Annotated in this window: 28 protein-coding genes; 24 read left to right on the top strand and 4 right to left on the bottom strand. The window is 72.5% G+C overall.

Annotation, left to right across the window (positions count from 1 at the left end; all coding sequences use genetic code 11):
- Positions 1-150: 150 nt before the first annotated feature.
- The 19 genes from rho (at position 151) to AB0637_RS01370 (ending at position 16,847) form a co-directional block, all read left to right on the top strand.
- Positions 151-2,307 (top strand): transcription termination factor Rho, encoded by a 2,157-nt coding sequence (gene rho, locus AB0637_RS01460; RefSeq protein ID WP_366169355.1) that lies wholly within the window; start codon positions 151-153, stop codon positions 2,305-2,307.
- A gap of 141 nt (positions 2,308-2,448) precedes the next feature.
- The gene (gene rpmE, locus AB0637_RS01455; protein ID WP_366169354.1) at positions 2,449-2,664 is read left to right on the top strand and encodes a 50S ribosomal protein L31; all 216 of its coding nucleotides are present in this window, start codon (positions 2,449-2,451) and stop codon (positions 2,662-2,664) included.
- A 90-nt stretch (positions 2,665-2,754) separates the two neighbouring features.
- Positions 2,755-3,816 carry a peptide chain release factor 1 gene (prfA, locus tag AB0637_RS01450; RefSeq protein WP_366169353.1) on the top strand — a complete coding sequence of 354 codons (1,062 nt, stop codon included), beginning with the start codon at positions 2,755-2,757 and terminating at the stop codon, positions 3,814-3,816.
- Between the two features lie 145 nt (positions 3,817-3,961).
- On the top strand, positions 3,962-4,447 hold the full coding sequence (locus AB0637_RS01445) for a winged helix-turn-helix domain-containing protein (RefSeq protein WP_366169352.1): 486 nt from the start codon (positions 3,962-3,964) through the stop codon (positions 4,445-4,447).
- A 5-nt stretch (positions 4,448-4,452) separates the two neighbouring features.
- A complete protein-coding gene (locus AB0637_RS01440) occupies positions 4,453-5,562 on the top strand; it encodes a serine hydrolase domain-containing protein (protein WP_366169351.1) in 1,110 nt (369 codons plus the stop codon).
- 9 nt (positions 5,563-5,571) lie between these two features.
- On the top strand, positions 5,572-6,417 hold the full coding sequence (gene prmC / locus AB0637_RS01435) for a peptide chain release factor N(5)-glutamine methyltransferase (RefSeq protein ID WP_366169350.1): 846 nt from the start codon (positions 5,572-5,574) through the stop codon (positions 6,415-6,417).
- Positions 6,418-6,474: 57 nt separating this feature from the next.
- A complete protein-coding gene (locus AB0637_RS01430) occupies positions 6,475-7,215 on the top strand; it encodes an L-threonylcarbamoyladenylate synthase (RefSeq protein ID WP_366169349.1) in 741 nt (246 codons plus the stop codon).
- Positions 7,212-8,387, top strand: a complete 1,176-nt coding sequence (locus tag AB0637_RS01425; RefSeq protein WP_366169348.1) for an MraY family glycosyltransferase — start codon at positions 7,212-7,214, stop codon at positions 8,385-8,387. The genes AB0637_RS01430 and AB0637_RS01425 overlap by 4 nt, the downstream gene beginning before the upstream one ends.
- Before the next feature lie 149 nt (positions 8,388-8,536).
- Positions 8,537-8,986, top strand: coding sequence for a hypothetical protein (locus AB0637_RS01420; protein WP_366169347.1), 450 nt, complete (start codon positions 8,537-8,539; stop codon positions 8,984-8,986).
- Entirely contained in the window at positions 8,983-9,264 is a 282-nt protein-coding gene (locus AB0637_RS01415) for an AtpZ/AtpI family protein (protein WP_366169346.1), read from the top strand. The genes AB0637_RS01420 and AB0637_RS01415 overlap by 4 nt, the downstream gene beginning before the upstream one ends.
- 91 nt (positions 9,265-9,355) lie before the next feature.
- Entirely contained in the window at positions 9,356-10,156 is an 801-nt protein-coding gene (atpB, locus tag AB0637_RS01410; RefSeq protein WP_366169345.1) for a F0F1 ATP synthase subunit A, read from the top strand.
- 62 nt (positions 10,157-10,218) lie between these two features.
- Positions 10,219-10,425 (top strand): ATP synthase F0 subunit C, encoded by a 207-nt coding sequence (gene atpE / locus AB0637_RS01405; RefSeq protein ID WP_366169344.1) that lies wholly within the window; start codon positions 10,219-10,221, stop codon positions 10,423-10,425.
- 46 nt (positions 10,426-10,471) lie between these two features.
- On the top strand, positions 10,472-11,047 hold the full coding sequence (locus AB0637_RS01400) for a F0F1 ATP synthase subunit B (protein WP_366169343.1): 576 nt from the start codon (positions 10,472-10,474) through the stop codon (positions 11,045-11,047).
- Positions 11,044-11,871 (top strand): F0F1 ATP synthase subunit delta, encoded by an 828-nt coding sequence (locus AB0637_RS01395; protein ID WP_366169342.1) that lies wholly within the window; start codon positions 11,044-11,046, stop codon positions 11,869-11,871. The genes AB0637_RS01400 and AB0637_RS01395 overlap by 4 nt, the downstream gene beginning before the upstream one ends.
- An 89-nt stretch (positions 11,872-11,960) precedes the next feature.
- The gene (gene atpA / locus AB0637_RS01390; protein WP_366169341.1) at positions 11,961-13,598 is read left to right on the top strand and encodes a F0F1 ATP synthase subunit alpha; all 1,638 of its coding nucleotides are present in this window, start codon (positions 11,961-11,963) and stop codon (positions 13,596-13,598) included.
- Between the two features lie 69 nt (positions 13,599-13,667).
- Positions 13,668-14,576: a F0F1 ATP synthase subunit gamma gene (locus AB0637_RS01385; RefSeq protein WP_366169340.1), complete on the top strand. Its 909-nt coding sequence runs from the start codon at positions 13,668-13,670 to the stop codon at positions 14,574-14,576.
- A gap of 65 nt (positions 14,577-14,641) precedes the next feature.
- Positions 14,642-16,099, top strand: coding sequence for a F0F1 ATP synthase subunit beta (gene atpD, locus AB0637_RS01380; RefSeq protein ID WP_366169339.1), 1,458 nt, complete (start codon positions 14,642-14,644; stop codon positions 16,097-16,099).
- A gap of 3 nt (positions 16,100-16,102) precedes the next feature.
- On the top strand, positions 16,103-16,378 hold the full coding sequence (locus AB0637_RS01375) for a F0F1 ATP synthase subunit epsilon (protein ID WP_366169338.1): 276 nt from the start codon (positions 16,103-16,105) through the stop codon (positions 16,376-16,378).
- A 16-nt stretch (positions 16,379-16,394) separates the two neighbouring features.
- Positions 16,395-16,847 carry a DUF2550 domain-containing protein gene (locus AB0637_RS01370; protein WP_366169337.1) on the top strand — a complete coding sequence of 151 codons (453 nt, stop codon included), beginning with the start codon at positions 16,395-16,397 and terminating at the stop codon, positions 16,845-16,847.
- A 9-nt stretch (positions 16,848-16,856) separates the two neighbouring features.
- On the opposite strand, the gene AB0637_RS01365 is transcribed toward AB0637_RS01370, so the two are convergent.
- On the bottom strand, positions 16,857-17,186 hold the full coding sequence (locus tag AB0637_RS01365) for a hypothetical protein (protein ID WP_366169336.1): 330 nt from the start codon (positions 17,184-17,186) through the stop codon (positions 16,857-16,859).
- 216 nt (positions 17,187-17,402) lie between these two features.
- On the opposite strand from AB0637_RS01365, the gene AB0637_RS01360 reads away from it, so the two are divergent.
- Positions 17,403-17,978, top strand: coding sequence for an STAS domain-containing protein (locus AB0637_RS01360; protein WP_366169334.1), 576 nt, complete (start codon positions 17,403-17,405; stop codon positions 17,976-17,978).
- Here AB0637_RS01360 and nucS read toward each other — a convergent pair.
- Complete coding sequence (nucS, locus tag AB0637_RS01355; protein ID WP_366169333.1) at positions 17,930-18,625, bottom strand: endonuclease NucS; 696 nt, start codon at positions 18,623-18,625, stop codon at positions 17,930-17,932. The two genes, AB0637_RS01360 and nucS, sit on opposite strands and share 49 nt — an antisense overlap.
- 154 nt (positions 18,626-18,779) lie before the next feature.
- On the opposite strand from nucS, the gene AB0637_RS01350 reads away from it, so the two are divergent.
- From AB0637_RS01350 to AB0637_RS01340, 3 genes are read left to right on the top strand one after another with little or no spacing between them, the layout of a single operon-like run.
- Positions 18,780-19,076: a hypothetical protein gene (locus AB0637_RS01350; protein ID WP_366169332.1), complete on the top strand. Its 297-nt coding sequence runs from the start codon at positions 18,780-18,782 to the stop codon at positions 19,074-19,076.
- 22 nt (positions 19,077-19,098) lie between these two features.
- The gene (locus AB0637_RS01345) at positions 19,099-20,175 is read left to right on the top strand and encodes an aminotransferase class I/II-fold pyridoxal phosphate-dependent enzyme (RefSeq protein WP_366169331.1); all 1,077 of its coding nucleotides are present in this window, start codon (positions 19,099-19,101) and stop codon (positions 20,173-20,175) included.
- Positions 20,168-20,887 carry an alpha/beta hydrolase gene (locus AB0637_RS01340; protein ID WP_366169330.1) on the top strand — a complete coding sequence of 240 codons (720 nt, stop codon included), beginning with the start codon at positions 20,168-20,170 and terminating at the stop codon, positions 20,885-20,887. Before AB0637_RS01345 ends, AB0637_RS01340 begins: the two co-directional genes overlap by 8 nt.
- A 19-nt stretch (positions 20,888-20,906) precedes the next feature.
- Here the strand turns inward: AB0637_RS01340 and AB0637_RS01335 are convergent, their stop codons facing one another.
- Positions 20,907-22,013: a hypothetical protein gene (locus AB0637_RS01335; RefSeq protein WP_366169329.1), complete on the bottom strand. Its 1,107-nt coding sequence runs from the start codon at positions 22,011-22,013 to the stop codon at positions 20,907-20,909.
- A 109-nt stretch (positions 22,014-22,122) separates the two neighbouring features.
- Here AB0637_RS01335 and AB0637_RS01330 point away from each other — a divergent pair, with 109 nt between their 5' ends.
- Entirely contained in the window at positions 22,123-22,464 is a 342-nt protein-coding gene (locus tag AB0637_RS01330) for a thiamine-binding protein (RefSeq protein WP_366169328.1), read from the top strand.
- 32 nt (positions 22,465-22,496) lie between these two features.
- Here AB0637_RS01330 and AB0637_RS01325 read toward each other — a convergent pair whose 3' ends face one another.
- Positions 22,497-22,979: a DoxX family protein gene (locus AB0637_RS01325; RefSeq protein WP_366169327.1), complete on the bottom strand. Its 483-nt coding sequence runs from the start codon at positions 22,977-22,979 to the stop codon at positions 22,497-22,499.
- Between the last annotated feature and the right edge of the window lie 293 nt (positions 22,980-23,272).

Below are 23,272 nucleotides of genomic sequence, written 5' to 3'. Positions count from 1 at the left end.
TCTCCGGGTGCGCCTCCACGTTCTCGCCGCGCTTCTGCGCGTGGCCGTGGATTTCCCATCCTGCCCATCGGGCAGTCACCGCGACACCCCCGGACCCGACGAAGCGCCGGATCCACCGGTCAGTCGCACCGACGAGGGGGAAGGACCTTCGTGACCGACACCACCGACATCGCCGCCACCGACGGCTCGCCCGAGGCGCCTGCGCGCCGCACGGGCAGCCTGTCCGCGTTGCGGCTCCCGCAGCTGCAGGCCCTGGCGTCCGAGCTGGGCATCACCGGCACCGGCCGCATGCGCAAGGTGGACCTGCTCGCCGCCATCCGGGAGCACCAGTCCGGCACGGCGCAGCGCGGCGCCCGCACCGAGACCCCCGCGGCCCCCGTGGCCGAGCCGGTTGCCGCGGCCCCCGTGGCCGAGCCGGCCCCTGCGGCTGCCGTCGTCGAGCAGCCCGCTGCGGCTCCCGTCGTCGTCGAGCCCTCCACCGAGCAGGCCCCGCAGCAGGCTCCCCAGCAGACCTCGCGCAGCCGTTCGCGCCGTGCCGGTGCCCCCGCGGGTGCCCCGCCGGCCGCGGTGACCGACGAGCAGCCCGCCGCCCAGGTGCCCGCCGCTCAGGTGCCCGCGCAGCAGGCCTCGCCCGAAGCCGACGCGGCTCCCGCGACGCGCACCGAGCCCACGCTCGACGACTTCACCCGCGGTCGTGGCGACCGCCAGGAGCGCGGGGACCGCGCCGAGCGCTCCGAGCGCCAGGACGACGGCACGCCCCGGCTGTCGCGGCGTGAGCGCGCTCGCCGTGACCGGGTGCGTGAACCCGACCAGCAGGTCGAGCTGCCCAACATGCCGCGTCGCGAGGGCGCCGAGGGCGAGCGCCCCGCCCGTCAGGACCGCGCCGAGCGCCCGGACCGCGCCGAGCGTCAGGAGCGCCCGGACCGTGCGGAGCGTCAGGAACGCACGGAGCGGCCCGAGGCCCGCGCCGACCGCGAGGACCGTGGCGAGCGCGTCGAGCGTGTCGAGCGTCCCCAGGCCGCGCAGAACGGCCCGGACGACTTCGACGGTGACGGTGGCCGTCGTGGCCGCCGGAACCGCTACCGCGACCGCAAGGGCCGTCGCGGGGGCCGCGACGGTGGCGCCGGTGCGCCCGAGGTCGACGAGAACGTCTCCGAGGACGACGTCCTGCTGCCCGTCGCGGGCATCCTCGACGTCCTCGACAACTACGCGTTCATCCGCACCTCCGGCTACCTCGCCGGCGCGAACGACGTGTACGTCTCCCTCGGCCAGGTGAAGAAGAACAACCTGCGTCCCGGCGACGCCGTCACCGGTGCCGTCCGCCAGCCCCGCGAGGGCGAGCAGACCGGCGCGCGGGCCAAGTTCAACGCGCTGGTGCGCGTCGACACCGTCAACGGTGCGCCGCCGGAGAACGCCCGGAACCGTCCGGACTTCACCAAGCTCACGCCGCTCTACCCGCAGGAGCGGCTGCGTCTGGAGACCGAGCCCAACGTCCTGACGACGCGCATCATCGACCTGATGTCGCCGCTCGGGAAGGGCCAGCGCGGTCTCATCGTGGCTCCGCCCAAGGCCGGGAAGACGATGGTCATGCAGGCCATCGCCAACGCGATCACGACGAACAACCCCGAGTGCCACCTCATGGTCGTCCTCGTGGACGAGCGGCCCGAAGAGGTCACCGACATGCAGCGGACGATCAAGGGGGAGGTCATCGCCTCCACCTTCGACCGCCCCGCGTCGGACCACACGGCCGTCGCCGAGCTCGCCATCGAGCGGGCCAAGCGCCTCGTGGAGCTCGGCAACGACGTCGTCGTGCTGCTCGACTCCCTGACCCGCCTGTCGCGCGCCTACAACATCTCGGCGCCGGCCAGCGGCCGGATCCTGTCCGGTGGTGTCGACGCCTCGGCGCTGTACCCGCCGAAGCGGTTCTTCGGTGCGGCCCGCAACGTCGAGAACGGCGGCTCGCTGACGATCCTGGCCTCGGCCCTGGTCGAGACGGGCTCCAAGGCCGACGAGGTCATCTTCGAGGAGTTCAAGGGCACCGGGAACATGGAGGTCCGCCTGTCGCGCCAGCTGGCCGACAAGCGCATCTTCCCCGCCGTCGACGTGCCGGCCTCGGGCACCCGGCGCGAGGAGATCCTCATGTCCCGCGAGGAGCTGCAGACCGTCTGGAAGCTGCGTCGCGTCGTCACCGCGCTCGACGCGCAGGCCTCCATCGAACTGCTGCTCGACCGCCTCAAGAAGACCCGCAGCAACCTCGAGTTCCTGCACCAGGTCCAGACGTCCACCCCGTTGGTCAACAAGGACTGACGGCGGGAATCTCCCGGGGGAGCCGTCGGTTGTGAAGGACCGGCGGCTTCCTGTGGGAGACTGCTTCGACACCGCAGGTACCGGCTCACGCCAGGACGACCAGGCGACCCGGTACCGACTGAGCGCCTTGAGGAGAGAACCATGAAGGCTGGGATCCACCCGGACTACGTCGAGACCCAGGTCACCTGCACCTGCGGAGCGACGTTCACCACTCGCAGCACCGAGAAGAGCGGGGAGATGCGCGCCGACGTGTGCAGCGCCTGCCACCCGTTCTACACCGGCAAGCAGAAGATCCTGGACACCGGTGGCCGCGTGGCCCGCTTCCAGCAGCGCTACGCCAAGAAGACCGCCAAGTAGTCTGCTCACAGCGCCGGTCCCACCGCCCCTCGGGGTGGCGGGGCCGGCGCTGTCGCGTTCCCGCCCCGCGCCGTCCTCCCAGGAGCTCCCGTGTTCGAGACCGTCCAGCCGCTGCTCGACGAGCACGCCGAGCTCGAACGCCGTCTGGGTGATCCCGCCGTGCACGCCGACGCGGGGCTCGCACGGAGCCTGGGCCGGCGGTACGCCGAGCTGCAGCAGGTCGTCGAGGCGCACGCGGCGTGGCGGGCGGCGACCGACGACGCCGGGGCCGCCCGCGAGCTGGCCGCCGAGGACCCCGGGTTCGCCGCCGAGCTGCCGGCGCTGGAGCAGGCCGCGACCGAGGCCGGGGAGCGCCTGCGCCGGGTCCTGCTGCCGCGCGACCCCGACGACGCCCGCGACGTGATCCTCGAGGTGAAGGCGGGGGAGGGCGGGGAGGAGTCCGCCCTGTTCGCCCGGGACCTGCTGCGCATGTACCTGCGGTACGCCGAGCAGCGCGGCTGGACGACGGAGGTCCTCGACGCCACGCCCAGCGACCTCGGCGGCTACAAGGACGTCTCGGTGGCCGTCAAGAGCCGCGGCGCCGCGGCCGAGGGCGTCTGGCACCGCCTGAAGTACGAGGGCGGCGTCCACCGCGTCCAGCGCGTGCCGGCCACGGAGTCCCAGGGCCGCGTGCACACCTCCGCGGTCGGGGTGCTCGTGATGCCCGAGGCCGAGGAGGTCGAGGTCGCCCTCGACCCCAACGACCTGCGGATCGACGTCTTCCGGTCCTCCGGCCCCGGTGGCCAGAGCGTCAACACGACCGACTCCGCCGTGCGCATCACCCACCTGCCGACCGGCATCGTCGCCAGCTGCCAGAACGAGAAGTCGCAGCTGCAGAACAAGGAGTCCGCGCTGCGGATCCTGCGGGCGCGGCTGCACGCCGTCGCCCAGGAGGCCGCCGACGCGGAGGCCTCGGCCGCCCGCCGGTCCCAGGTGCGCACGGTCGACCGGTCCGAGCGGATCCGGACGTACAACTACGGCGAGAACCGGATCGCCGACCACCGCACGGGTTTCAAGGCGTACAACCTCGACGCCGTCCTCGACGGTGAGCTCGACCCCGTCGTGCAGTCGGCCATCGACGCCGACGAGGCCGCCCAGCTCGCCGCCACCTGACCCACCCCGCTTCCCCGCCCCGTCTTCCACGCGGAAAACACTCTTTCCGCCCTTCGAAGCGCGTTCTGAGGGCGGAGGGAGTGTTTTCCGCGCACCCCTGGGTACGGGGATGCGTAAGAACTACGGAAGTGCGTAGGATTGACGGGTGGACGACGAAAGGTGGGCCCTCCTGGAGAAGCGCATCGCCGCGCTGGAGGCCCGCGTCGCGGACGGGGCCGATCCCCGCGACGACGACGCGTTCTGGGCGCTGCGGGAGCTGAAGAGGCAGGCCGAGGGCCGCTCCCACGTGCTCTTCACCGGCAGCGTGACGCTGCCGACGGGGGCGCACTACGAGTGGCAGGAGACCGTCGAGGTCTCCTCGATGCTCGAGGCGGACCCGACCCAGGCCGTCGCGGCGCTGTCCGCCCTGGCCCACCCCGTCCGGCTGCACCTCCTGCACAAGGTGCTGCACGGCCGGCACACCGTGACCGAGCTCTCCGAGGGCCTCGGCACGTCGGGCCAGCTCTACCACCACCTGCGCCAGCTCGTCGCCGAAGGCTGGCTGACCACGTCCGGCCGCGGACGCTACGACGTCCCGGCCGAGCGCGTCGTCCCGCTCGTGACCCTGCTCGCCACCGTCGGACTGAGGTGATCCCGTTGTCCTCCAACCCCTTCCGTTCCGTCCTCCGCACCAGCGGACTGCTGGCCGCCGCCACCGCCGCGGTCGTGGCCCTCACGGCCTCGGCCTCCCCGGCGCCGCCGAGACCGTCGCCCGACAGCACGGGGAACGCCGTGCTCGCCGAGAGGCTGCGGGTGGCGACGGCCGACCTGGCCGGGCAGGGGTTCGCGGTGGCCGCGGGGAACGCCACGGTGAGTGCGTCCGCCGCCATCGGCACGGCGGCGCCCGGTCGGGCCCTCACCGCGGGCACCCCGCAGGAGATCGGGTCGGTGACCAAGGGGCTCACGGGTCTGCTGTTCGCCGACGCCGTCGCCCGCGGGGAGGTCACCCCGACGACGACGCTCGGCGACGTCTACCCGCGCCTCACCGGTCCCCTGGCCGCGACGACGCTCGAGGAGCTCGCCACCCACACGTCCGGCCTCCCGCGGCTCAGCACCCGCGCCGCCCTCGCCGCACCCCTGACGGGCCTCACCTACGGAAATCCGTACCGGTGGGACACCCCGCAGAACCTGCTGCGGGACGCCGCGTGGACGCCCCTGCGCGGTCCGCGCGGGCAGTACCTCTACTCCAACCTCGGCTACGCCCTGCTCGGCAACGCCCTCGCGACCCGGCTGGGCCGCCCCTACCCCGAGCTCCTGCGTGAGCGCGTGCTGCAGCCGCTGGGGATGGACGTCACGCAGGCCGCCCCGGCGCAGCTCCCGCCGGACCGCGCCCGCGAACTCGGCCCCGACGGCCGGCCCAGCACCCCCTGGCGCTCCAGCGGCAGCACGCCGGCGGGGGTGGGCGTCTACTCCACGGCCGACGACCTCGGGCGGTTGGCGCAGGCCGTCGCGCGCGGTGACCTCCCCGGCGCCCGCGCCCTCGACCCGGTCGTGCAGACCCCCGGGGCCGGGGTGGGGTGGGGCTGGTTGTCCGCCGACCTCGGCGGTCGCTCGGTCGTCGGCGTCAACGGCGCCACGACGGGGGTCAGGACGTCCGTCTGGGCCGTCCCGTCCACGGGGGAGTGGGTCGCCGTCACGTCCCCGAGCGGCAGCGCGGACGAGGCCGACACCCAGACCGTCGCCTTCCGGCTGCTCGGGCTGGCCTAACCTGCGCGGGTGGTCACCGCGCGTCAGCTCATCGAGGACGCCGCGCAGCGGCTGGCCGGGGCGGGGGTCCCCACCCCGAGCGCCGACGCCGAGACGCTCCTGGCCCACGCCCTGGGCGTCGACCGGGTTCGGCTCGGCGTCCTGGTCGCGCTGGGCGACGCGGTGGCGGCGGACGGTTTCGACGCCTTGGTCGAGGAGCGCGCCGCCCGCGTCCCCCTGCAGCACCTCACCGGTCGGGCGGGATTCCGCTCCTTGGAGCTGCACGTCGGCCCCGGGGTGTTCGTCCCGCGCCCCGAGACCGAGACGGTCGCCCAGCTCGCGATCGACGAGGCCCTGCGGCACACGGGTCCCGTCGTGGTCGACCTGTGCACCGGATCGGGGGCGATCGCCCTCGCGCTGGCGACGGAGGTCCCCGGCGCGCGGGTGCACGCCGTCGAGCTCGACCCGATGGCGCACGCATGGGCGCGGCGCAACGTCGACGAGCTCGCCCCGGACCTCGACCTGCGGCTCGGCGACGCCGCGAGCGCCTTCGCGGACCTCGACGGCACCGTCGACGTCGTCGTGAGCAACCCGCCGTACGTGCCGCCGGGCGCCGTCCCCGTCGACCCGGAGGTGGCGCAGCACGACCCGGAGGTCGCGCTGTACGGCCTCGGGGACGACGGCCTGCAGGTGCCGCGGCGCGTCGTGGCGGCCGCGGCCCGGTTGCTGAAGCCGGGCGGCTACGTCGTCGTCGAGCACGCCGAGGTGCAGGAGCGGTCGGCGCGCACGATGTTCGCGACGGGGCCGTGGGCGGACGTGGCGAGCCACCGCGACCTCACGGACCGTCCCCGCGCCACCACGGCCCGCCGTCGCTGACGCGCCGACGCACGCCTGCAGTTCCGCGGGGGAGCCGCGGTGGGAGACTCTTGCCCCGTGAGACCGCCGTTCGACTGCGCCGACCCCGTCATCCGCGACCGCGGGCTGTCCGCCGCGCACAACGCCGTCAAGCGCGGTGAGGTCGTCGTGCTGCCGACCGACACCGTCTACGGCATCGGCGCGGACGCCTTCAACCCCGCCGCGGTCACGCGCCTGCTCGAGGCCAAGGGCCGCGGGCGCCAGATGCCGCCGCCCGTCCTCGTCCCCGAGACCCGGACCATCGACGGGCTGGCCAGTTCCATCCCCTTCGCGGTGCGCGAGCTCGTCGACGCGTTCTGGCCCGGCGCGCTCACGATCGTCTGCCGCGCCCAGCCGTCCCTGACGTGGGACCTGGGGGACACGAACGGCACCGTCGCACTGCGGATGCCCCTGCACCCCGTCGCCCTGGAACTGCTGCAGCGCACCGGTCCCATGGCCGTCTCGAGCGCCAACAAGTCCGGGCAGCCCGCGGCCACGCTCGTCGAGCAGGCCGTGGAGCAGCTGGGGGAGTCGGTGCGGGTCTACCTCGACGGCGGGGCCAGCCCCAAGGGCGCGCCGTCCACGATCGTCGACGCCTCCGACGGGCCGCTGCGGATCCTGCGCCTCGGTGCGATCAGCGAGGCGGAGCTGCGCGCGGCCGTCCCTGACGGCTGGGCCGAACCCGAGCGCACCGACGAGCCCACCCGTGAGCCCACCGATGAGCACGCCGGCGACGCACCGGAGCAGGAGTCCGGGACGGCGCCGCTCACCAGCGGATGAGGGCCTACCTCCTCGTCATCGTCGTGGCCGCGGCCGTGACGTACCTGACGACGCCCCTCGTGCGGCGCCTCGCCCAGCGCGTGGGGGCCGTGACGCCGCTGCGGGACCGGGACGTGCACACCGTCCCCATCCCGCGCCTCGGGGGGCTCGCGATGCTCCTCGGGATGGTCGCGGCGCTCGTCGTCGCGAGCCGGATCCCGTTCCTGTCCCGCGTCTTCGACACCGACCCGGGCCCGCTGTGGGTGCTGGTCGGCGCCGCGGTGGTCGTCGCCGTGGGGGTCGCCGACGACATCGTCCAGCTCGACGCCGTCACCAAGCTGGCGGGTCAGGTGCTGGCCGCGGGGATCATGGGCTGGCAGGGCGTGAGCCTCCTGCAGCTGCCCATCGGCGGCGTCACGCTCCTGTCGGGGCGGACGATGATGGTCATCACGATCCTCGTCGTGCTCGTCTCGGTGAACGCCGTGAACTTCGTCGACGGCCTCGACGGGCTCGCCGCCGGCATCGTGGGGATCGGGTCCATCGCCTTCTTCGGCTACTCCTACGCGCTGCAGCGGGGGAGCGTGCCCGACGACTTCTCCTCCCTCGCCACCCTCATCGCCGCGATCACCGTCGGCGTGTGCCTCGGCTTCCTGCCGCACAACTTCCACCCGGCGCGCATCTTCATGGGCGACTCCGGCTCGATGCTGCTGGGTCTGCTCATGGCGACCTCGACGATCGCCGCGACGAGCACCGTGGACCCCGCGACGGTCGAGAGCGAGCAGATCGCGCCCGCGTTCTTCCCGCTGCTGCTGCCGATCGCCGTCCTGCTCGTGCCGTTCATGGACATGGTGCTGGCGGTCGTGCGCCGCACCCGGGCGGGGAAGGCGTTCTGGCACCCCGACAAGAAGCACCTGCACCACCGGCTCCTGCAGCTCGGCCACTCCCACCGCGTCGCCGTCCTCGTCATGTACTCGTGGGCGGCCTTCCTGAGCTTCGGGGCCGCCACGTCGGCGTTCCTGCCGCTGCCCCAGGCCCTCGCCGTGGCCTTCGCCGCCGGCTGCCTCGTGCTCGCGCTGACCTTCCTGCCGCTCTACTGGCGCCGGAAGCGGCCGGTCGTGGACGCGGGCCCGCGTGAGCAGGACACTGCGCAGCGTGACTCGCGGGACGTGCCGACTGAGACGTCGCGCACATGACCTCAGGTGGTCCACGACGCTGCGTAGGAGGTCCCTGAGTTCGTGATAGCTTTCACGAAGTCTTCCCGGGTCCGCCACGCGGCCGGACCGGACCGCCGACGAGCCGAATCCTTCGGACGACCCGCCGACGAGCAGAGAGCAGCCCACCTGTGAGTGACAGTGTCGCCACCGCGCACGTCGAGGACGCCTACCGCGTCCTCCTGCGCCGGTCGCTGACCGTCGGGGCTGCCGTGGCCGTCGTGTGTCTCGTCGTGGCGGCCCTCATGGCTGGGGTTGACGGTCTGTTGTCGGCCCTCATCGGCTCGGCGATGGTGCTCGTCTTCTTCGGCGCACGGCTGGTCGTCATGCGCCGCACGGCCCGGTCGAACCCGCAGCTGGTCCTCGTCGCAGCCCTTGGGGTCTACACGGTCAAGATCGTCCTGCTCGGGGTCGCGATGATCCTGTTGATGGGTGTCTCGTGGATCAACGGCCCCGCGCTCGGGCTGTCCGTCATCGCCTGCGCCGTGGGCTGGTTGGCCGCCGAGATGCACGCGTTCGTCAAGCTGCGCGTCCCCGTCTTCGGGGCGTCCGCGCCGCGCGACCAGGACGGTGGGGCGTGAGCGACCACCCTGCTACCGTTCGCCGCGACATGACCGACGACGGCCACTCCTCCCAACCTGCCCGCTCCGGCGCCGAGCAGGAGCAGGAGCGTGGCCGCCTCGAGGAGTCGCGGGCCTGGAACATCCCCTCGTACCTGCTCGCCGGAGTCCTGGGCTTCGGCGGGATCGGGTACCTGATCGACCGCCTGATCGGCACGAACTTCATCGTGGCCATCGGCATCGTCGGCGGCATGGCGCTGGCGATCTACTACGTGTGGTTCCGGTACGGTAAATCGTGACGGCCACTTGTGAAGTCCCTGTGGTCGTCCTTTCGCGTGTGCTCGCGGAGCCGACCCGTACCCACGACGACGTTCGCACGGAGGAGTTGACGTGAGCCTCGGAATGCTCGCCGCCGCAGGAGGCGAGGAGGGCTTCACCGCCCCGAACCAGGACATCTTCTGGCAGCCCATCTTCGGCACCAGCGGAGCTCTCGCGGTGACGCGCCCGGCCGTGGTCCTCGTGATCTCCGCGGTGATCATCGCCCTCGTCCTGAACTGGGCGACGAAGCGGCTCACGGTCGTCCCGGGCAAGCGCCAGATGGGCATGGAGGCCACCTACGGGTTGGTCCGCAACTCCATCGCCCGGGACATCATCGGTTCGCACGACTTCCTGAAGTTCGTCCCGATGCTGTTCACGATGTTCGTGCTCATCCTCGTGAACAACCTCTTCGGGATCGTCCCGCCGTTCCAGTACCCGACGATGAGCCGCATCGCCTTCCCGCTGGTGCTGGCCCTCGTGGTCTACGGGACCTACCACTTCCTGGGCATCAAGAAGCGCGGGCTGGGCGGCCACATCGGCAGCATGGTGCCGCCGGGTCTTCCCGGCTGGATCAAGCCGCTCGTCTTCCTGCTCGAGCTGATCACCTACTTCGTGACCCGCCCGGTGACGCTCGCGCTGCGACTCTTCGGGAACATGTTCGCCGGTCACATCCTGCTGGTGCTCTTCATCACCGGCGGCGAGTACATGCTCCTGCACTCCGGGAGCCTGGGCCTGCAGCTCTTCTCGATCCCGACCTTCGCGATGGGCATCGTGATGACCCTGTTCGAACTCCTCGTCGAGTTCCTCCAGGCGTACATCTTCACGCTGCTCGCCGCGCTGTACATCGCCGGCTCCCTCGCCGACGAGCACTGACCCACACCACCAGCAGATCGACGCGGTCCGCGCGTCGGCAATGGAAGGAAGTAGAGAGACTGATGAGCGGCAACATCGCAATCCTCGGCTACGGCCTCTCGGCCATCGGCCCCGGTATCGGCGTCGGTCTGATCTTCGCCGCCTACATCAACGGCGTCGCCCGCCAGCCCGAAGCGCGCGGCATGCTGCAGACCATCGCCTTCCTGGGCTTCGCCCTCACCGAGGCGCTGGCGATCTTCGGTCTGGCCCTCGCTTTCGTCTTCCGCTGACAGGCGCTCCCCCGAGTCCACCCAGCGCTGACAGAAGGAGGAACCCGTGCAGCTCGCAGGAGCATTCGTCGCGGCGGAAGCCGGCGAGAAGATCCCCGGCGACCCGATCTACCCGATCCTGCCTCACTGGGGCGAGCTGATCTTCGGGATCATCGTCTTCATCGCGTTGCTGATCTTCGTCCAGAAGAAGATCGTGCCGCGCCTGGAGAAGGTGTACGAGGAGCGGCGCGCCGCGATCGAGGGCAACGTCGAGAAGGCGGAGCGCGCCCAGGAAGAGGCCGCCGCCGCCCTCGCCGAGTACAAGGCCCAGCTCGCGGACGCCCGCGGCGAGGCCAACCGCATCCGTGAGGAAGCGCGCCAGCAGGGTGCGCAGATCCTCGCCGAGATGCGCGAGCAGGCTCAGGCCGAGGCCGAGCGCATCTCGACCGCGGCCCGCGCCACGATCGAGGCCGAGCGCGCGCAGGCCACCGCGCAGCTGCGCGCCGAGGTGGGTCGCCTGGCGACCGACCTGGCGTCGCGCATCGTCGGTGAGTCCCTGCAGGACTCGGCGCGTCAGAGCGGGGTCGTCGACCGCTTCCTGGCCGACCTCGAGCGCAGCGAGTCGGGGGCGACCTCCCGATGAGCGAGCTCGACTCCGGCGTCGCGAAGGCGAGCCTCGCCGCCGCGCAGCAGGTGCTCGACGCTCAGCTCGCCACCGAGGGGGCCGACGCAGGCCGGACGGGCGAGGACCTCTTCGCCGTCACCAGCCTGCTCGACTCCTCGGTGGGGCTGCGCCGGGCGCTCACCGACCCGTCGCGGGAGGGCTCGTCCAAGGCCGAGTTCGTCCGTCGCACCTTCACCGGCAAGATCGGCACGGCCGCCGTCGAGACGGTCGCCTCGCTGGCGTCGTCGCGCTGGACGGCCGGTCGTGACCTGTCGGACGCGACCGAGCGGCTCGCCGTCGTCGCGGTCGTGACGCAGGCGGAGCGGTCGGGGCACCTGGACGCGCTGGAGGACGAGCTCTTCCGGTTCTCCCGCACCATCGCCGGCAACGCGCAGCTGCGGGACGCCCTCGCCGACCGCACCGCGCCGGACGCCAACCGCGCCTCGCTCGTGTCGCGGCTGCTGCTCGACAAGGCGGCGCCCGAGACGGTCCAGCTGGCCCGTCGCGTGGCGGTCTCCCCGCGCGGGATGCGTGCCGAGCGGCTGCTCGAGGAGTGGGTCGAGGTCGTGGCCGCGCGCCGCGAGCAGCTCGTCGCCCACGTCGTGAGCGCCACCCCGCTGAGCGAGACCCAGCGCGAGCGCCTCGCGGCCTCGCTGTCGCGCCAGTACGGCCGGACCATCAGCGTCACGGTCGACGTCGACCCCCACCTCGTGGGTGGTCTGCGCGTGAGCATCGGCGACGACGTCATCGACGGGTCGATCTCGACCCGCATCGACGAGGCGCGTCGCCGCCTGGCCGGCTGAGTGCCCGCCCTGAACACCCCACCCCGCGGGACGCGGGGGATGATGGACTTCGAGAACTGCAGGACCCGAGAAGGAGAGCAGGGCTTCCCATGGCCGAGCTGACCATCCGCCCGGAGGAGATCCGGGACGCTCTCGACGCCTTCGTGGCGTCGTACGACCCCGGCACCGCCGCGCGTGAGGAAGTCGGCCGCGTGACCGACGCGGGCGACGGGATCGCCCACGTCGAGGGCCTGCCCTCGGTCATGGCGAACGAGCTGCTGCGCTTCGAGGACGGAACCCTCGGCCTCGCGCAGAACCTCGACGTCCGCGACATCGGTGTCGTCGTCCTGGGCGACTACGCCGGCATCGAGGAGGGCCAGGAGGTCCACCGCACGGGCGAGGTCCTCTCCGTCCCCGTCGGTGACGACTTCCTCGGCCGCGTCGTCGACCCCCTGGGTGCGCCGATCGACGGCCTCGGCCCGATCGAAGCCGAGGCGCGTCGTGCGCTGGAGCTGCAGGCCCCCTCGGTCGTGCAGCGCCAGGAAGTGCGCGAACCGCTCCAGACCGGCATCAAGGCGATCGACGCGATGATCCCCGTCGGCCGCGGCCAGCGTCAGCTGATCATCGGTGACCGCCAGACCGGCAAGACCGCGATCGCGATCGACACGATCATCAACCAGAAGTCCAACTGGGCCTCGGGCGACCCGAAGCAGCAGGTCCGCTGCATCTACGTCGCGATCGGTCAGAAGGGCTCCACGATCGCTTCCGTGAAGCGTTCGCTGGAGGAGGCCGGCGCGATGGAGTACACGACCATCGTCGCGGCCCCCGCGTCCGACCCGGCCGGCTTCAAGTACCTCGCGCCCTACACCGGTTCGGCCATCGGCCAGCACTGGATGTACGCCGGCAAGCACGTCCTCATCGTCTTCGACGACCTGTCCAAGCAGGCCGAGGCCTACCGCGCCGTGTCGCTGCTGCTGCGTCGTCCGCCGGGCCGCGAGGCCTACCCGGGTGACGTCTTCTACCTGCACTCCCGTCTGCTGGAGCGTTGCGCGAAGCTGTCCGACGAGCTCGGTGCCGGATCGATGACGGGTCTGCCGTTCATCGAGACCAAGGGCAACGACGTCTCGGCGTACATCCCGACCAACGTCATCTCCATCACCGACGGCCAGATCTTCCTGCAGTCGGACCTGTTCAACGCGAACCAGCGTCCGGCCATCGACGTCGGCATCTCGGTGTCCCGCGTCGGCGGTGCCGCGCAGACGAAGGCCATCAAGGGCATCTCCGGGACGCTGAAGCTGGACCTGGCGCAGTTCCGCGCCATGGAGGCGTTCGCGATGTTCGCCTCCGACCTGGACCAGGCCTCGCGCAACCAGCTCGCCCGCGGTGCGCGCCTGGTGGAGCTGCTCAAGCAGCCCCAGTACACGCCGTTTTCCCTCGAGGAGCAGGTCGTCTCGATCTGGGCCGGCACCACCGGTCAGCTCGACTCCGTCGAGGTCTCGGACATCTCCCGCTTCGAGCGCGAGTTCCTCGAGTACGTCAAGCGCAACCACGGCGAGCTCATGCAGGGCATCCGCGAGACGAAGCAGTTCTCCGACGGCGCCAAGGACGAGCTGAAGAAGGCGGTCGACGCCTTCAAGCCCCAGTTCTCCCCGGGCAAGCAGGCTGCGGCCGTCCCCGGTGACGAGGACCACGGCGCGACCGACGCGGACGACATCTCGCAGGAGCGGATCACCACCCAGAAGCGCTGACGCGCTCCCGGAAGATCACGCAGCACGACCCCAGCAGGGACCGAGCGGAGCAAGGAAGAGGAGCAGGACATGGCAGGCCAGTTGAGGGCCTACCGGCGGCAGATCCGCTCGGTCCAGGCGACCAAGAAGATCACGCGCGCGATGGAGCTCATCGCGGCGTCGCGGATCATCAAGGCGCGGGCGAACGTGGCGGCGTCGACGCCCTACGCCCGGGCGTTGACGCGTGCCGTCTCGGCGGCGGCGTCGAACTCCTCCCTGGACCACCCGTTGATCACCGAGAAGACCGAGGTGAAGCGCGCGGCGGTGCTCGTGTGCTCCTCCGACCGCGGTCTCGCCGGTGCCTACTCCTCCAACGTCCTGCGCGAGGGGGAGCGGCTCACCGCGGCCCTGCGGGCCGAGGGCAAGGAGATCTCGCCGTACCTCGTCGGGCGCAAGGCGGCGTCGTTCTACAGCTTCCGCCGCCGCCCGGTCGTCGAGACGTGGGTCGGGTTCACCGACTCGCCCGCCTACGACGACGCGAAGAAGATCGGTGACCGTCTGGTGGCCGACTTCGCGAAGGAGTTCGCCGACGGCGGCGTCGACGAGATCCACGTCGTCTACACGCACTTCGTCAGCATGGTCACGCAGGAGCCCCGGGTCATCCGGCTCCTGCCGCTGGAGGTCGTCGAGGGTGTCGAGGTGCCCTCCGAGGGCGATCTGCAGCCCCTGTACGAGTTCGAGCCCAGCGCGGACGCGGTCCTGGACGCCCTGCTCCCGCAGTACGTCAACAGCCGCATCTACAACTGCCTCCTGCAGGCCGCGGCCTCCGAGCTCGCCGGCCGTCAGCGGGCGATGAAGAGCGCGACCGACAACGCGGACGAGCTCATCAAGAAGTTGACCCGGCTGGCGAACAACGCCCGTCAGGCCGACATCACCCAGGAGATCAGCGAGATCGTCGGCGGTGCCGACGCGTTGGCCTCCTCCGGCTCGCGCGCCTGACCCCGCGCTCTGCCCCCACCCACTTCAGCAAGAACTCACGCGACGAAGGAAGCCCGAGGAGCGACATGACCGCCACCGTCAACGAAGCGCCGAGCAGCACCAGCAAGGGTGCGACAGGTCGCATCGCCCGAGTCATCGGCCCCGTCGTCGACGTCGAGTTCTCGGCCGACACGATGCCCGAGCAGAACAACGCCCTCACCACCGAGGTGAGCATGGGCGGGGAGACCCAGACCGTGACGCTCGAGGTGGCCTCCCACCTCGGCGACAACATGGTCCGGGCCATCTCGCTCAAGCCCACCGACGGCATGGTCCGCGGTGCGGCCGTCGTCGACACCGGCGCCCCGATCTCGGTGCCCGTCGGCAACGTGACCCTCGGCCACGTGTTCAACGCCATCGGCGACTGCCTCAACCTCGAAGAGGGCGAGAAGCTCGAGATCACCGAGCGCTGGCCGATCCACCGCAAGGCCCCGGCCTTCGACCAGCTCGAGTCGAAGACCCAGATGTTCGAGACCGGCATCAAGGTCATCGACCTCCTCACCCCCTACGTGCAGGGCGGGAAGATCGGCCTCTTCGGCGGTGCGGGCGTCGGCAAGACGGTCCTCATCCAGGAGATGATCCAGCGCGTCGCCCAGAACCACGGTGGTGTGTCGGTGTTCGCCGGTGTCGGCGAGCGCACCCGTGAGGGCAACGACCTCATCGGCGAGATGGCCGAGGCCGGCGTCTTCGACAAGACGGCCCTCGTGTTCGGCCAGATGGACGAGCCGCCGGGCACGCGTCTGCGCGTGGCCCTGTCCGCTCTCACGATGGCGGAGTACTTCCGCGACGTGCAGAACCAGGACGTGCTGCTCTTCATCGACAACATCTTCCGGTTCACCCAGGCGGGTTCGGAGGTGTCGACCCTGCTGGGCCGCATGCCCTCCGCCGTCGGGTACCAGCCCACGCTGGCCGACGAGATGGGCACCCTGCAGGAGCGCATCACCTCGACCCGGGGTCACTCGATCACCTCGCTGCAGGCGATCTACGTCCCCGCCGACGACTACACCGACCCGGCGCCGGCCACGACGTTCGCGCACCTGGACGCCACGACCGAGCTCTCCCGTGAGATCGCCTCGCGCGGTCTGTACCCGGCCGTGGACCCGCTGACCTCGACGTCGCGGATCCTGGACCCGCTGTACATCGCGCAGGACCACTACGACACCGCCGTGCGCGTGAAGCAGATCCTGCAGCGCAACAAGGAGCTCCAGGACATCATCGCCATCCTCGGTGTCGACGAGCTGTCGGAGGAGGACAAGCTGACGGTGAGCCGTGCTCGCCGCGTCCAGCAGTTCCTCTCGCAGAACACGTACATGGCCGAGAAGTTCACCGGTGTCGAGGGTTCGACGGTTCCGCTCAAGGACACCGTCGAGAGCTTCAAGCGCATCGCGGACGGCGAGTTCGACCACGTCGCCGAGCAGGCGTTCTTCAACGTCGGTGGCCTCGAGGACGTCGAGCGCAAGTGGGCTCAGATCCAGAAGGAGAACTGACCCGTGGCGCTGCAGGTCGAACTGGTGGCCGCCGACCGCTCCGTGTGGTCGGGGGAGGCGTCGCTGGTCCGCGCCCGCACGGCCGAGGGTGAGATCGGCATCATGGGCGGCCACGAACCGCTCCTCGCCATCCTCGCCCCGGGCGACGTGTCGATCTCGGGCACGGGGTCGGACGGCGTGACGGCCACGGTCAGCGGCGGGTTCTTCTCGGTGGACCACGACAAGGTGACGATCGTCGCCGAGCAGGTCGAGGTCACCGCGGGTTCCGGCACGCGCTGAGAACGGCTGGGCGACGGTGCACGAGGTCCTGCTCTCCCTGGAGATCGCAGGCGCGTGCGCCGTCGCCCTCGTCGTGGTGCTGCTGCTCGTCGTGCTGCGGCGGCGCCGCCTCATGGCCCGGCTCGGCACGTTCGACTGCTCGGTCCGGCAGGCCCGTGGTGGCCGCCGGCGTTGGGCCCTCGGGGTCGCGCAGTACGAGCGCGACCGCCTGGACTGGTACCGCACCTTCTCGCTCTCCCCGCGCCCGACGTGCAGCTACGCACGGCGGGCGTTGGCCGTGACCCTGTTCCGCGACGCCGAGGGTGCCGAGCTGGTCGCCGTGCAGCCCGGTGCGATGGTCGTGGAGTGCCGCCTGGAGGTGGACGGGTCCGGCGAGGAGATCGACTTCGCGATGGGCCGTGACGCCTACACCGGTTTCGCGAGCTGGTTGGAGTCCGCTCCGCCCGGACAGGGCGTCAACGTCGCCTGATCCGCGCGCTCACCCCTTGCGCTGCAGGATCTGCCGCGCCAGCCCGGCCTCGGCCGGGAAGACCATGACCCGCGGCCCCTCGGTGGTGGGGGCCAGCGTCGCCCGGATCCCGGCGTCGACGAGCGTGCGTCGCTGCACCTCGGCCTCGACGAAGGTCGGGGGAGCCGACACCACCTCCAGCAGGCCGTACTCCTCGCTCGACCCTCGCTTCGGGCGGCGTTCCACGACGGACTTGCCGTGCGAGAAGGTCCACCGCAGCAGCAGCACCAGCACGGTGACCGCGACGAGGGCCACAACGGGTCCGAACGCGTACGAGTAGCTGCCCCAGGTGTCCTGCACACCCCCATCCTCCCCCCAGGTCACCGTTGGGCAACGGCTCGGCGCTTCGCCCGGTCGGCGGTGCCGCACGGTGGCAGAGTGTGCCCACAGCGTCACCGTCGGTCTCTGTCGCCCCACCTGTCACTCGTCGGGAACGGGTGCAACCGACCGGCGGTCCGCTGCGTCAGACCGGTGACGATCACACGATCACGACCGGCGTCCTCGGGGGAGGAACAGATGGCGATCGGACTCGCGGCGGTGCCCACCACCGCCCAGCAGGACCTCTCGGCGCCCAGTGCGGTGCCCAGTTCGGTGCCCAGTGCGGCGACCGACGTGGCGGCCCGGCGCGCGGCACGCTCGGCGCCCGGCAGCGGGGCGACCGTGGACGACGTCGTCCCCGGTCAGGTCCTGCACGTCGGCGGGCGCCTCGACGTCCACACGGTCCCGGACGTCCGGGCGGCGCTGCACGCGGCCGTCGACGCGGGCTCGGGTGACCTCGTCGTCGAGGTCGGGGGCATCGTCGTCGCCGACGCGACGGGGCTCGGGGTCTTCGTGGGCGCCCACCGGCGCGCACAGCGCACGGGGCGCCGCCTCGTCCTGCGGAACGTGCCGCTGCCCGCGCTGCGGCTGCTGCGCGTCACCCGGCTCCACCTCGTCCTGCAGGTCGAGGAGCCGGCCGCCCCGCCGGTGGACCGCACGGCCCTGCGGCGGGCCCGCGCCGAGGCCCTGCTGCGCCGCGAACCCGCAGGGCGGGCCCCGGTGGCTCAGAACAACCGCGAGTCCACGTCGTCGATCCCGCGCAAGGCGTCGTAGTCCAGCGTCACGCAGCGGATCCCGCGGTCGGTGGCCAGGGTCCTGGCCTGCGGCTTGATCTCCTGGGCGGCCAGGACGCCGGTCACGGGGGCCAGCAGCGGGTCGCGGTTGAGCAGCTCGAGGTAGCGCGTCAGCTGCTCGACGCCGTCGATCTCGGCCCGCCGCTTGATCTCGATCGCCACAGCCCGGCCGCCGGCGTCGCGGGCCAGGATGTCCACCGGTCCGATCGCCGTCATGTACTCGCGGCGCACCAGTGACCAGCCCTCGCCGAGCGTGCCGATGTGCTCGGCCAGCAGCTTCTGCAGGTGCGCCTCCACGCCGTCCTTGACGAGGCCGGGGTCGACGCCGAGCTCGTGCTCGGAGTCGTGCAGGACCTCGTGGATCGAGACGAGGAGGCGGTCGTCGGTCTTGGTGTGCTGGACCGTCCACGTCTCGACGACCCCGGCCTCGCGCTGGTCCTCCTCCGGCACGCCGACGGTCAACCGGGCGGGCGGGCTCATCCAGTTCAGCGGCTTGTAGCTGCCGCCGTCGGAGTGGACGAGCACGCTGCCGTCCGCCTTGACGAGGAGCAGCCGCGTGGCCAGTGGCAGGTGGGCGGTGAGCCGGCCCGCGTAGTCGACGGAGCAGCGGGCGATGACGAGACGCACGAGGGGCGAGCTTACGAGACGTCCCGGGCCGGGGCGTGTAACGAAACCGGGGCCCGCGACGACTACCGGACGAACCGAGCGTGGCCACGGTGGCGTGGAGGGGACGCCACCGCGGCAGCGCCCGGTCGGGCCGGCCGCCCGGACCCTTGAGAGCATGTCGCCCGTGCCCCGCGCGAACCGCCGCCGCCCCGACCCGCCGCCCCGCGCGCCGCTCGGACGTGGCGTAGACCGCAGCGTCTCCGGCCCCGACGGGGAGTGGGTCGTCCGCGAGCTGCGGGGCACCTCCTCGGAGAAGACCTACACGTGCCCCGGCTGCCGGCAGGAGATCCCCCCGGGCACCCCGCACCTCGTCGTCTGGCCCTCGCGCGGCACGTTCAGTCCCGCCGACGGGGCCACCGAGCGGCGGCACTGGCACCGCGCCTGCTTCGACGCCCGTGGCCGACGGTTCTGAGGGCCGCAGGTAGCGTGCCGGGGTGAGCACCGCCCCCACCACACCCCTGCACGACCCCACCGTCCGCGGCTTCGCCAGCGACAACGCCGCCGGCATGCACCCGGAGGTCCTGCAGGCCCTCGTCGCCGCGAACGGCGGTCACGTCGCCAGCTACGGCGGCGACGCGTACACCGCCGCGCTGCTCGACGCCCTGCACGGGCACTTCGGCCCGGACACCACCGCCGTCCCCGTCCTCACCGGCACGGGGGCGAACGTCGTGGCGCTGCAGGCGGTCACGCACCGCTGGGAGTCGGTGCTCGCCTCCGACCAGGCCCACGTCCTGCACGACGAGGCCGGCGGTCTGGAGCACGTCGGCGGGACGAAGGTCATCGCCCTGCCCACGGTCGACGGTCTCGTCGACCCCGCCGACGTCGAACGCGCGGTGCGGGACGCCGACAGCCCCATGCGCGCGCCCGTGGGGGCACTGACCCTCACCCAGAGCTCCGAGCTGGGGACGGCCTACGGCCTGGACCAGCTGCGCGACCTGGTCCGGGTAGCGCACGGGCTCGGCGTCCGGGTGCACGTCGACGGGGCCCGGCTGTCCAACGCCGCCGTCTCCCTCGGCTGCGGGTTGGGCGAGATGACGACGGCCCTGGGGGTCGACGCGGTCTCCGTGGGCGGGACGAAGAACGGGGCGGCGCTGGCCGAGGCCGTCGTCGTCCGCGGCGACGGGCCCGCGGAGGCGTTGCGGCGCCTGGTGAAACCGACGATGCAGCAGTCCTCGAAGACCCGGTTCGTCGCGGCCCAGCTGCTGGCGCTGTTCGGGGGAGACCTCTGGCAGCGCACCGCCACGGCCGCCAACGACGCCGCGCGGGCCCTCGCCGACGCGGTCCGGTCGGCCGGCGCGACGACCACCCGCCCCGTCCAGGCCAACGCGGTCTTCGCGGCCCTGCCCTCGGGGGTGGCGGAGCGGACCGCGGCCCGCGTCCCGTTCCACGTCTGGGACGAGCGGTGGGCACCCGGGCTCGTCGAGGTCCGCCTCGTCGCGAGCTTCGACACCACGGCCGCGGACGTCGACGGGTTCGCGACCGTGCTGCGCGAGGAGCTCGCCCGTGGGTGAGATCCGCTCCGACACCGTCCTGCCGGCGCGGCGCGAGGACGTCGAACTGCACACGGCGGACGGGGTGACCCTCGTGGGGGAACTCGCCCTGCCCGCGGACCGGGACCCCGTGGCCACGCTCGTGACGCTGCACCCGCTGCCGACGGCGGGTGGGTTCATGGACTCGCACGTGCTGCGCAAGGCCGCGAACCGGCTGCCCGCGCTGGCCGACCTGGCGGTGCTGCGCTTCAACACCCGCGGCACCGAGTCCCCGCGCGGTCGCAGCGGCGGGACCTTCGACGCGGGTGGTGCCGAGCGCTACGACGTCGCGGCGGCGCTGGAGTTCGCCGAGTTCCGCGACCTGCCGCACGTGTGGTTGCTGGGCTGGTCGTTCGGCACCGACCTCGCGCTCGTGCACGGCCGGGACCCGCTCGTGGAGGGGTTGCTCCTGCTGTCGCCGCCGCTGCGGTGGTCGACCGAGGACGACCTGCGGGCGTGGGCTGAGTTCGGCCGTCCGGTGACGGCTCTCGTGCCGGAGTTCGACGACTTCCTGCGCCCCGAGGAGGCCGTGCGCAGGTTCGCCCCGCTCACCCAGGCCGAGGTCGTCCCCGTCGCGGGGGCCCGGCACCTGTGGGTGGGGGAGAGCGCGGTGCGCCGCGTGCTCGACGAGGTGGTCGCGCGGGTCGTCCCCGCGCGCTCACCCCTGCCGACGGAGCACCCCGCCGCCCCCTGAGCCGTCCGAGAGCCGTCCGTCAGCTCGGCTGCTGGACCTGCTCCTCGTCCCGGACGTCCACCTCGTGCCCGTTCTCGTGCCCGTTCTCGCGGGCGGGCAGCTTGGGGGCGAGCCCCAGCAGACCGCGCAGGTCGTCGAGCTGGTCGGTGATCTGGTCGCGCTGGTTCATCAGCTCGTCGACCTCGGACTGGGCGCCGGAGCGGGACCGTTCGGCCTGCTCGCGGGCCGTCTCGACCATGGCCTGGGCGCGTGCCCGGGCGTCGGCGAGCAGTTCGTCGGACTCGCGGCGGGCGGTCTCGGCGCGCACCGCGGCCTGGGCGACGGCGTCCGCGCGGATGGACTCGGCGGCCTCGACCGCCTCGCGGGCGCGCTCCTCGGCCTCGGCCGCACGCTGCTCGGCCTCGGCGATCCGGGCCGCCGTGCGGGCGGCGGCGACCTCGAGCCGCTGCCGGTCCTCCTCGGCCGCCTGCTCGCGGGCGGCGGCCAGGGCCAGCTCCTGCTCGCGCACGCGGGCGTCGGTCGAGGAGCGCAGCTCGATGACCTCGCGGTCGACCGCGGTGCGCAGCGCCGTCACCTGGCGCTCGGTGGCGGCGAGCGTCTCGGCGGCCTCGTGCTGGGCCGACGCCAGGAGCTGGTCGGCCTGCCGGTGGGCGGCGGCCGTCAGCTCGGCGGCCGTGCGCTGGGCCGCGTCGACCATGCCGTCGGCCTGGTGCTTGGCGCGCGAGACGATCTCCTCCGCGTCGCGGCTGGCCTCCCCGGTGCGCCGGCGGGCGTCCTCGTCGGCCTGGGCGCGCGTGCTCGAGGCCTCGGCCCGGGCCTCCTCGCGCAGCCGGTCGGCGTCGCGGCGGGCCGAGCGCAGGATCTCCGAGGACTGGTCCTCGGCGAGCCGCAGCAGCTTCTCCATGCGGGCACCGAGGCCGGCGTACGACGGCTTCTCGTGCTCGCGCAGTTCCTTCTGGGCCTCGGAGAGCTTCTCCTGGGCCTGCATCTTCTCGTGGTCCGCCTGGGCGACCCGGGCGCGCGCCTCGGAGAGGGCGTCGTCGAGGTGCTTCAGCCGGGCGTCGACCTGGCTGCGTTCGTAACCGCGGACGACGATGCTGAACGCGTCGTGGGAGTCGGTGGACACCGGCTGGCCTCCGGCGAGAGCGAGGGCGGAAAGGACCTTCGCAGCGTAGCCGCGACGGTCACCGGAACCGGGCGGGACACGGGCGCGGCGGTCGCGTAGCGTCACGCGCGTGATCGTCGCCTTCTCCGTCGCCCCGTCCGGTGGTCCCGTCCCGGCGGGCGAGGACGCCGACTCCGTCAGCGCCGCCGTGGCCGACGCCGTGCTCGTCGTGCGCGCCAGCGGGCTCCCGCACCGGACCGACTCGATGTTCACGACGCTCGAGGGGTCCTGGGACGAGTGCATGGACGTCGTCAAGCGCGCCACCGAGGCCGTCGGCCGGCACGGGACGCGCGTGTCCCTCGTGCTCAAGGCCGACATCCGGCCCGGCCGCACGGGGGAGATGACGGGCAAGCTCGAACGGCTGGAGGCGGCCGTCGAACGCGCCCAGGGAGAGGCCGGCCGGGGGCAGTGACACCCGGCCGACCCCCGTCCTGAGGGGTCGTCTCAGCGGCGGCGCTTCACCAGCAGTCCGTCGAGGCTGAACAGTCCCGCGCCGGTGAGGGCGAAGGTGAGGCCCAGCACGGCGTAGAGCAGCGCGTTCTCGCCGTTGACCTGACCGTCGACGAGGAAGCCCTGCGGCGCGTGCGCCAGCAGCCACGTCGCCGACATCTGCACGAGCAGGAGCGTGCCCGCGACGCGGGTCGCGAGGCCGAGGACCAGCAGCGTCCCCAGGCCCAGCTCGCCGAGGATCATCAGCCACCCCAGGAACGTGGGGGCCGGCACGCCGAGGGAGGCCGCGTAGCCCGTGGCCATCGCCGGGTCCTCGAGCTTGGGGACGCCGTGGACGAGCAGCAGCACGCCCGCGACGAGCCGCAGGACGAGCAGGCCCGTCGAGGCCAGCGGCGAGGGGGTGCGCGCGAGGCGCAGGGCCCCGGCGCGGTCGGTGGCGGGGGTCGGGTTCTGGGTGCTCGAGTTCTGGGTGTCCATGTCGTCCTCTGCGTCGGGAGGGAGCCGGCGGCTCTTCGGGCGGGCAGGGGTGCCGCGCGAGGGGGATCGCGCGGCGGTCGAGCGGGTGGGGGCACCCGTCCGACGACGGCTCCACGTCCGGCAGACCCACCGGGTTCACCCGAGCGGACGTGGCGTGCGCCACACCGGACAGGGCGTGCGCCGCACCGGAGGGGGTCCAGGGCCCGTCGGCCCACCCCGTGTGCCGCAGTCGGTCACGGAGCGTGACGGAACGGGAGGTCCCGTCACCCGAGGGGCCTAAGGTGTGCCGTCGA

It is taken from the genome of Kineococcus sp. NPDC059986 (assembly GCF_040702905.1).
Taxonomy (GTDB): Bacteria; Actinomycetota; Actinomycetes; order Actinomycetales; family Kineococcaceae; genus Kineococcus.
The sequence above is the reverse complement of the archived record's forward strand: the minus strand, read 5'-3'. Positions and strand labels throughout refer to the sequence as shown.

What these genes read in the sequence shown, in the direction of transcription:
- rpmE (WP_366169354.1), top strand. Translation starts at nt 2,449, where the DNA reads ATGAAGGCTGGGATCCACCCGGACTACGTCGAGACCCAGGTCACCTGC.
- AB0637_RS01425 (WP_366169348.1), top strand. Translation starts at nt 7,212, where the DNA reads ATGAGGGCCTACCTCCTCGTCATCGTCGTGGCCGCGGCCGTGACGTAC.
- atpE (WP_366169344.1), top strand. Translation starts at nt 10,219, where the DNA reads ATGAGCGGCAACATCGCAATCCTCGGCTACGGCCTCTCGGCCATCGGC.
- AB0637_RS01395 (WP_366169342.1), top strand. Translation starts at nt 11,044, where the DNA reads ATGAGCGAGCTCGACTCCGGCGTCGCGAAGGCGAGCCTCGCCGCCGCG.
- atpA (WP_366169341.1), top strand. Translation starts at nt 11,961, where the DNA reads ATGGCCGAGCTGACCATCCGCCCGGAGGAGATCCGGGACGCTCTCGAC.
- AB0637_RS01385 (WP_366169340.1), top strand. Translation starts at nt 13,668, where the DNA reads ATGGCAGGCCAGTTGAGGGCCTACCGGCGGCAGATCCGCTCGGTCCAG.
- atpD (WP_366169339.1), top strand. Translation starts at nt 14,642, where the DNA reads ATGACCGCCACCGTCAACGAAGCGCCGAGCAGCACCAGCAAGGGTGCG.
- AB0637_RS01360 (WP_366169334.1), top strand. Translation starts at nt 17,403, where the DNA reads ATGGCGATCGGACTCGCGGCGGTGCCCACCACCGCCCAGCAGGACCTC.
- AB0637_RS01350 (WP_366169332.1), top strand. Translation starts at nt 18,780, where the DNA reads ATGTCGCCCGTGCCCCGCGCGAACCGCCGCCGCCCCGACCCGCCGCCC.
- AB0637_RS01325 (WP_366169327.1), bottom strand. Translation starts at nt 22,979, where the DNA reads ATGGACACCCAGAACTCGAGCACCCAGAACCCGACCCCCGCCACCGAC.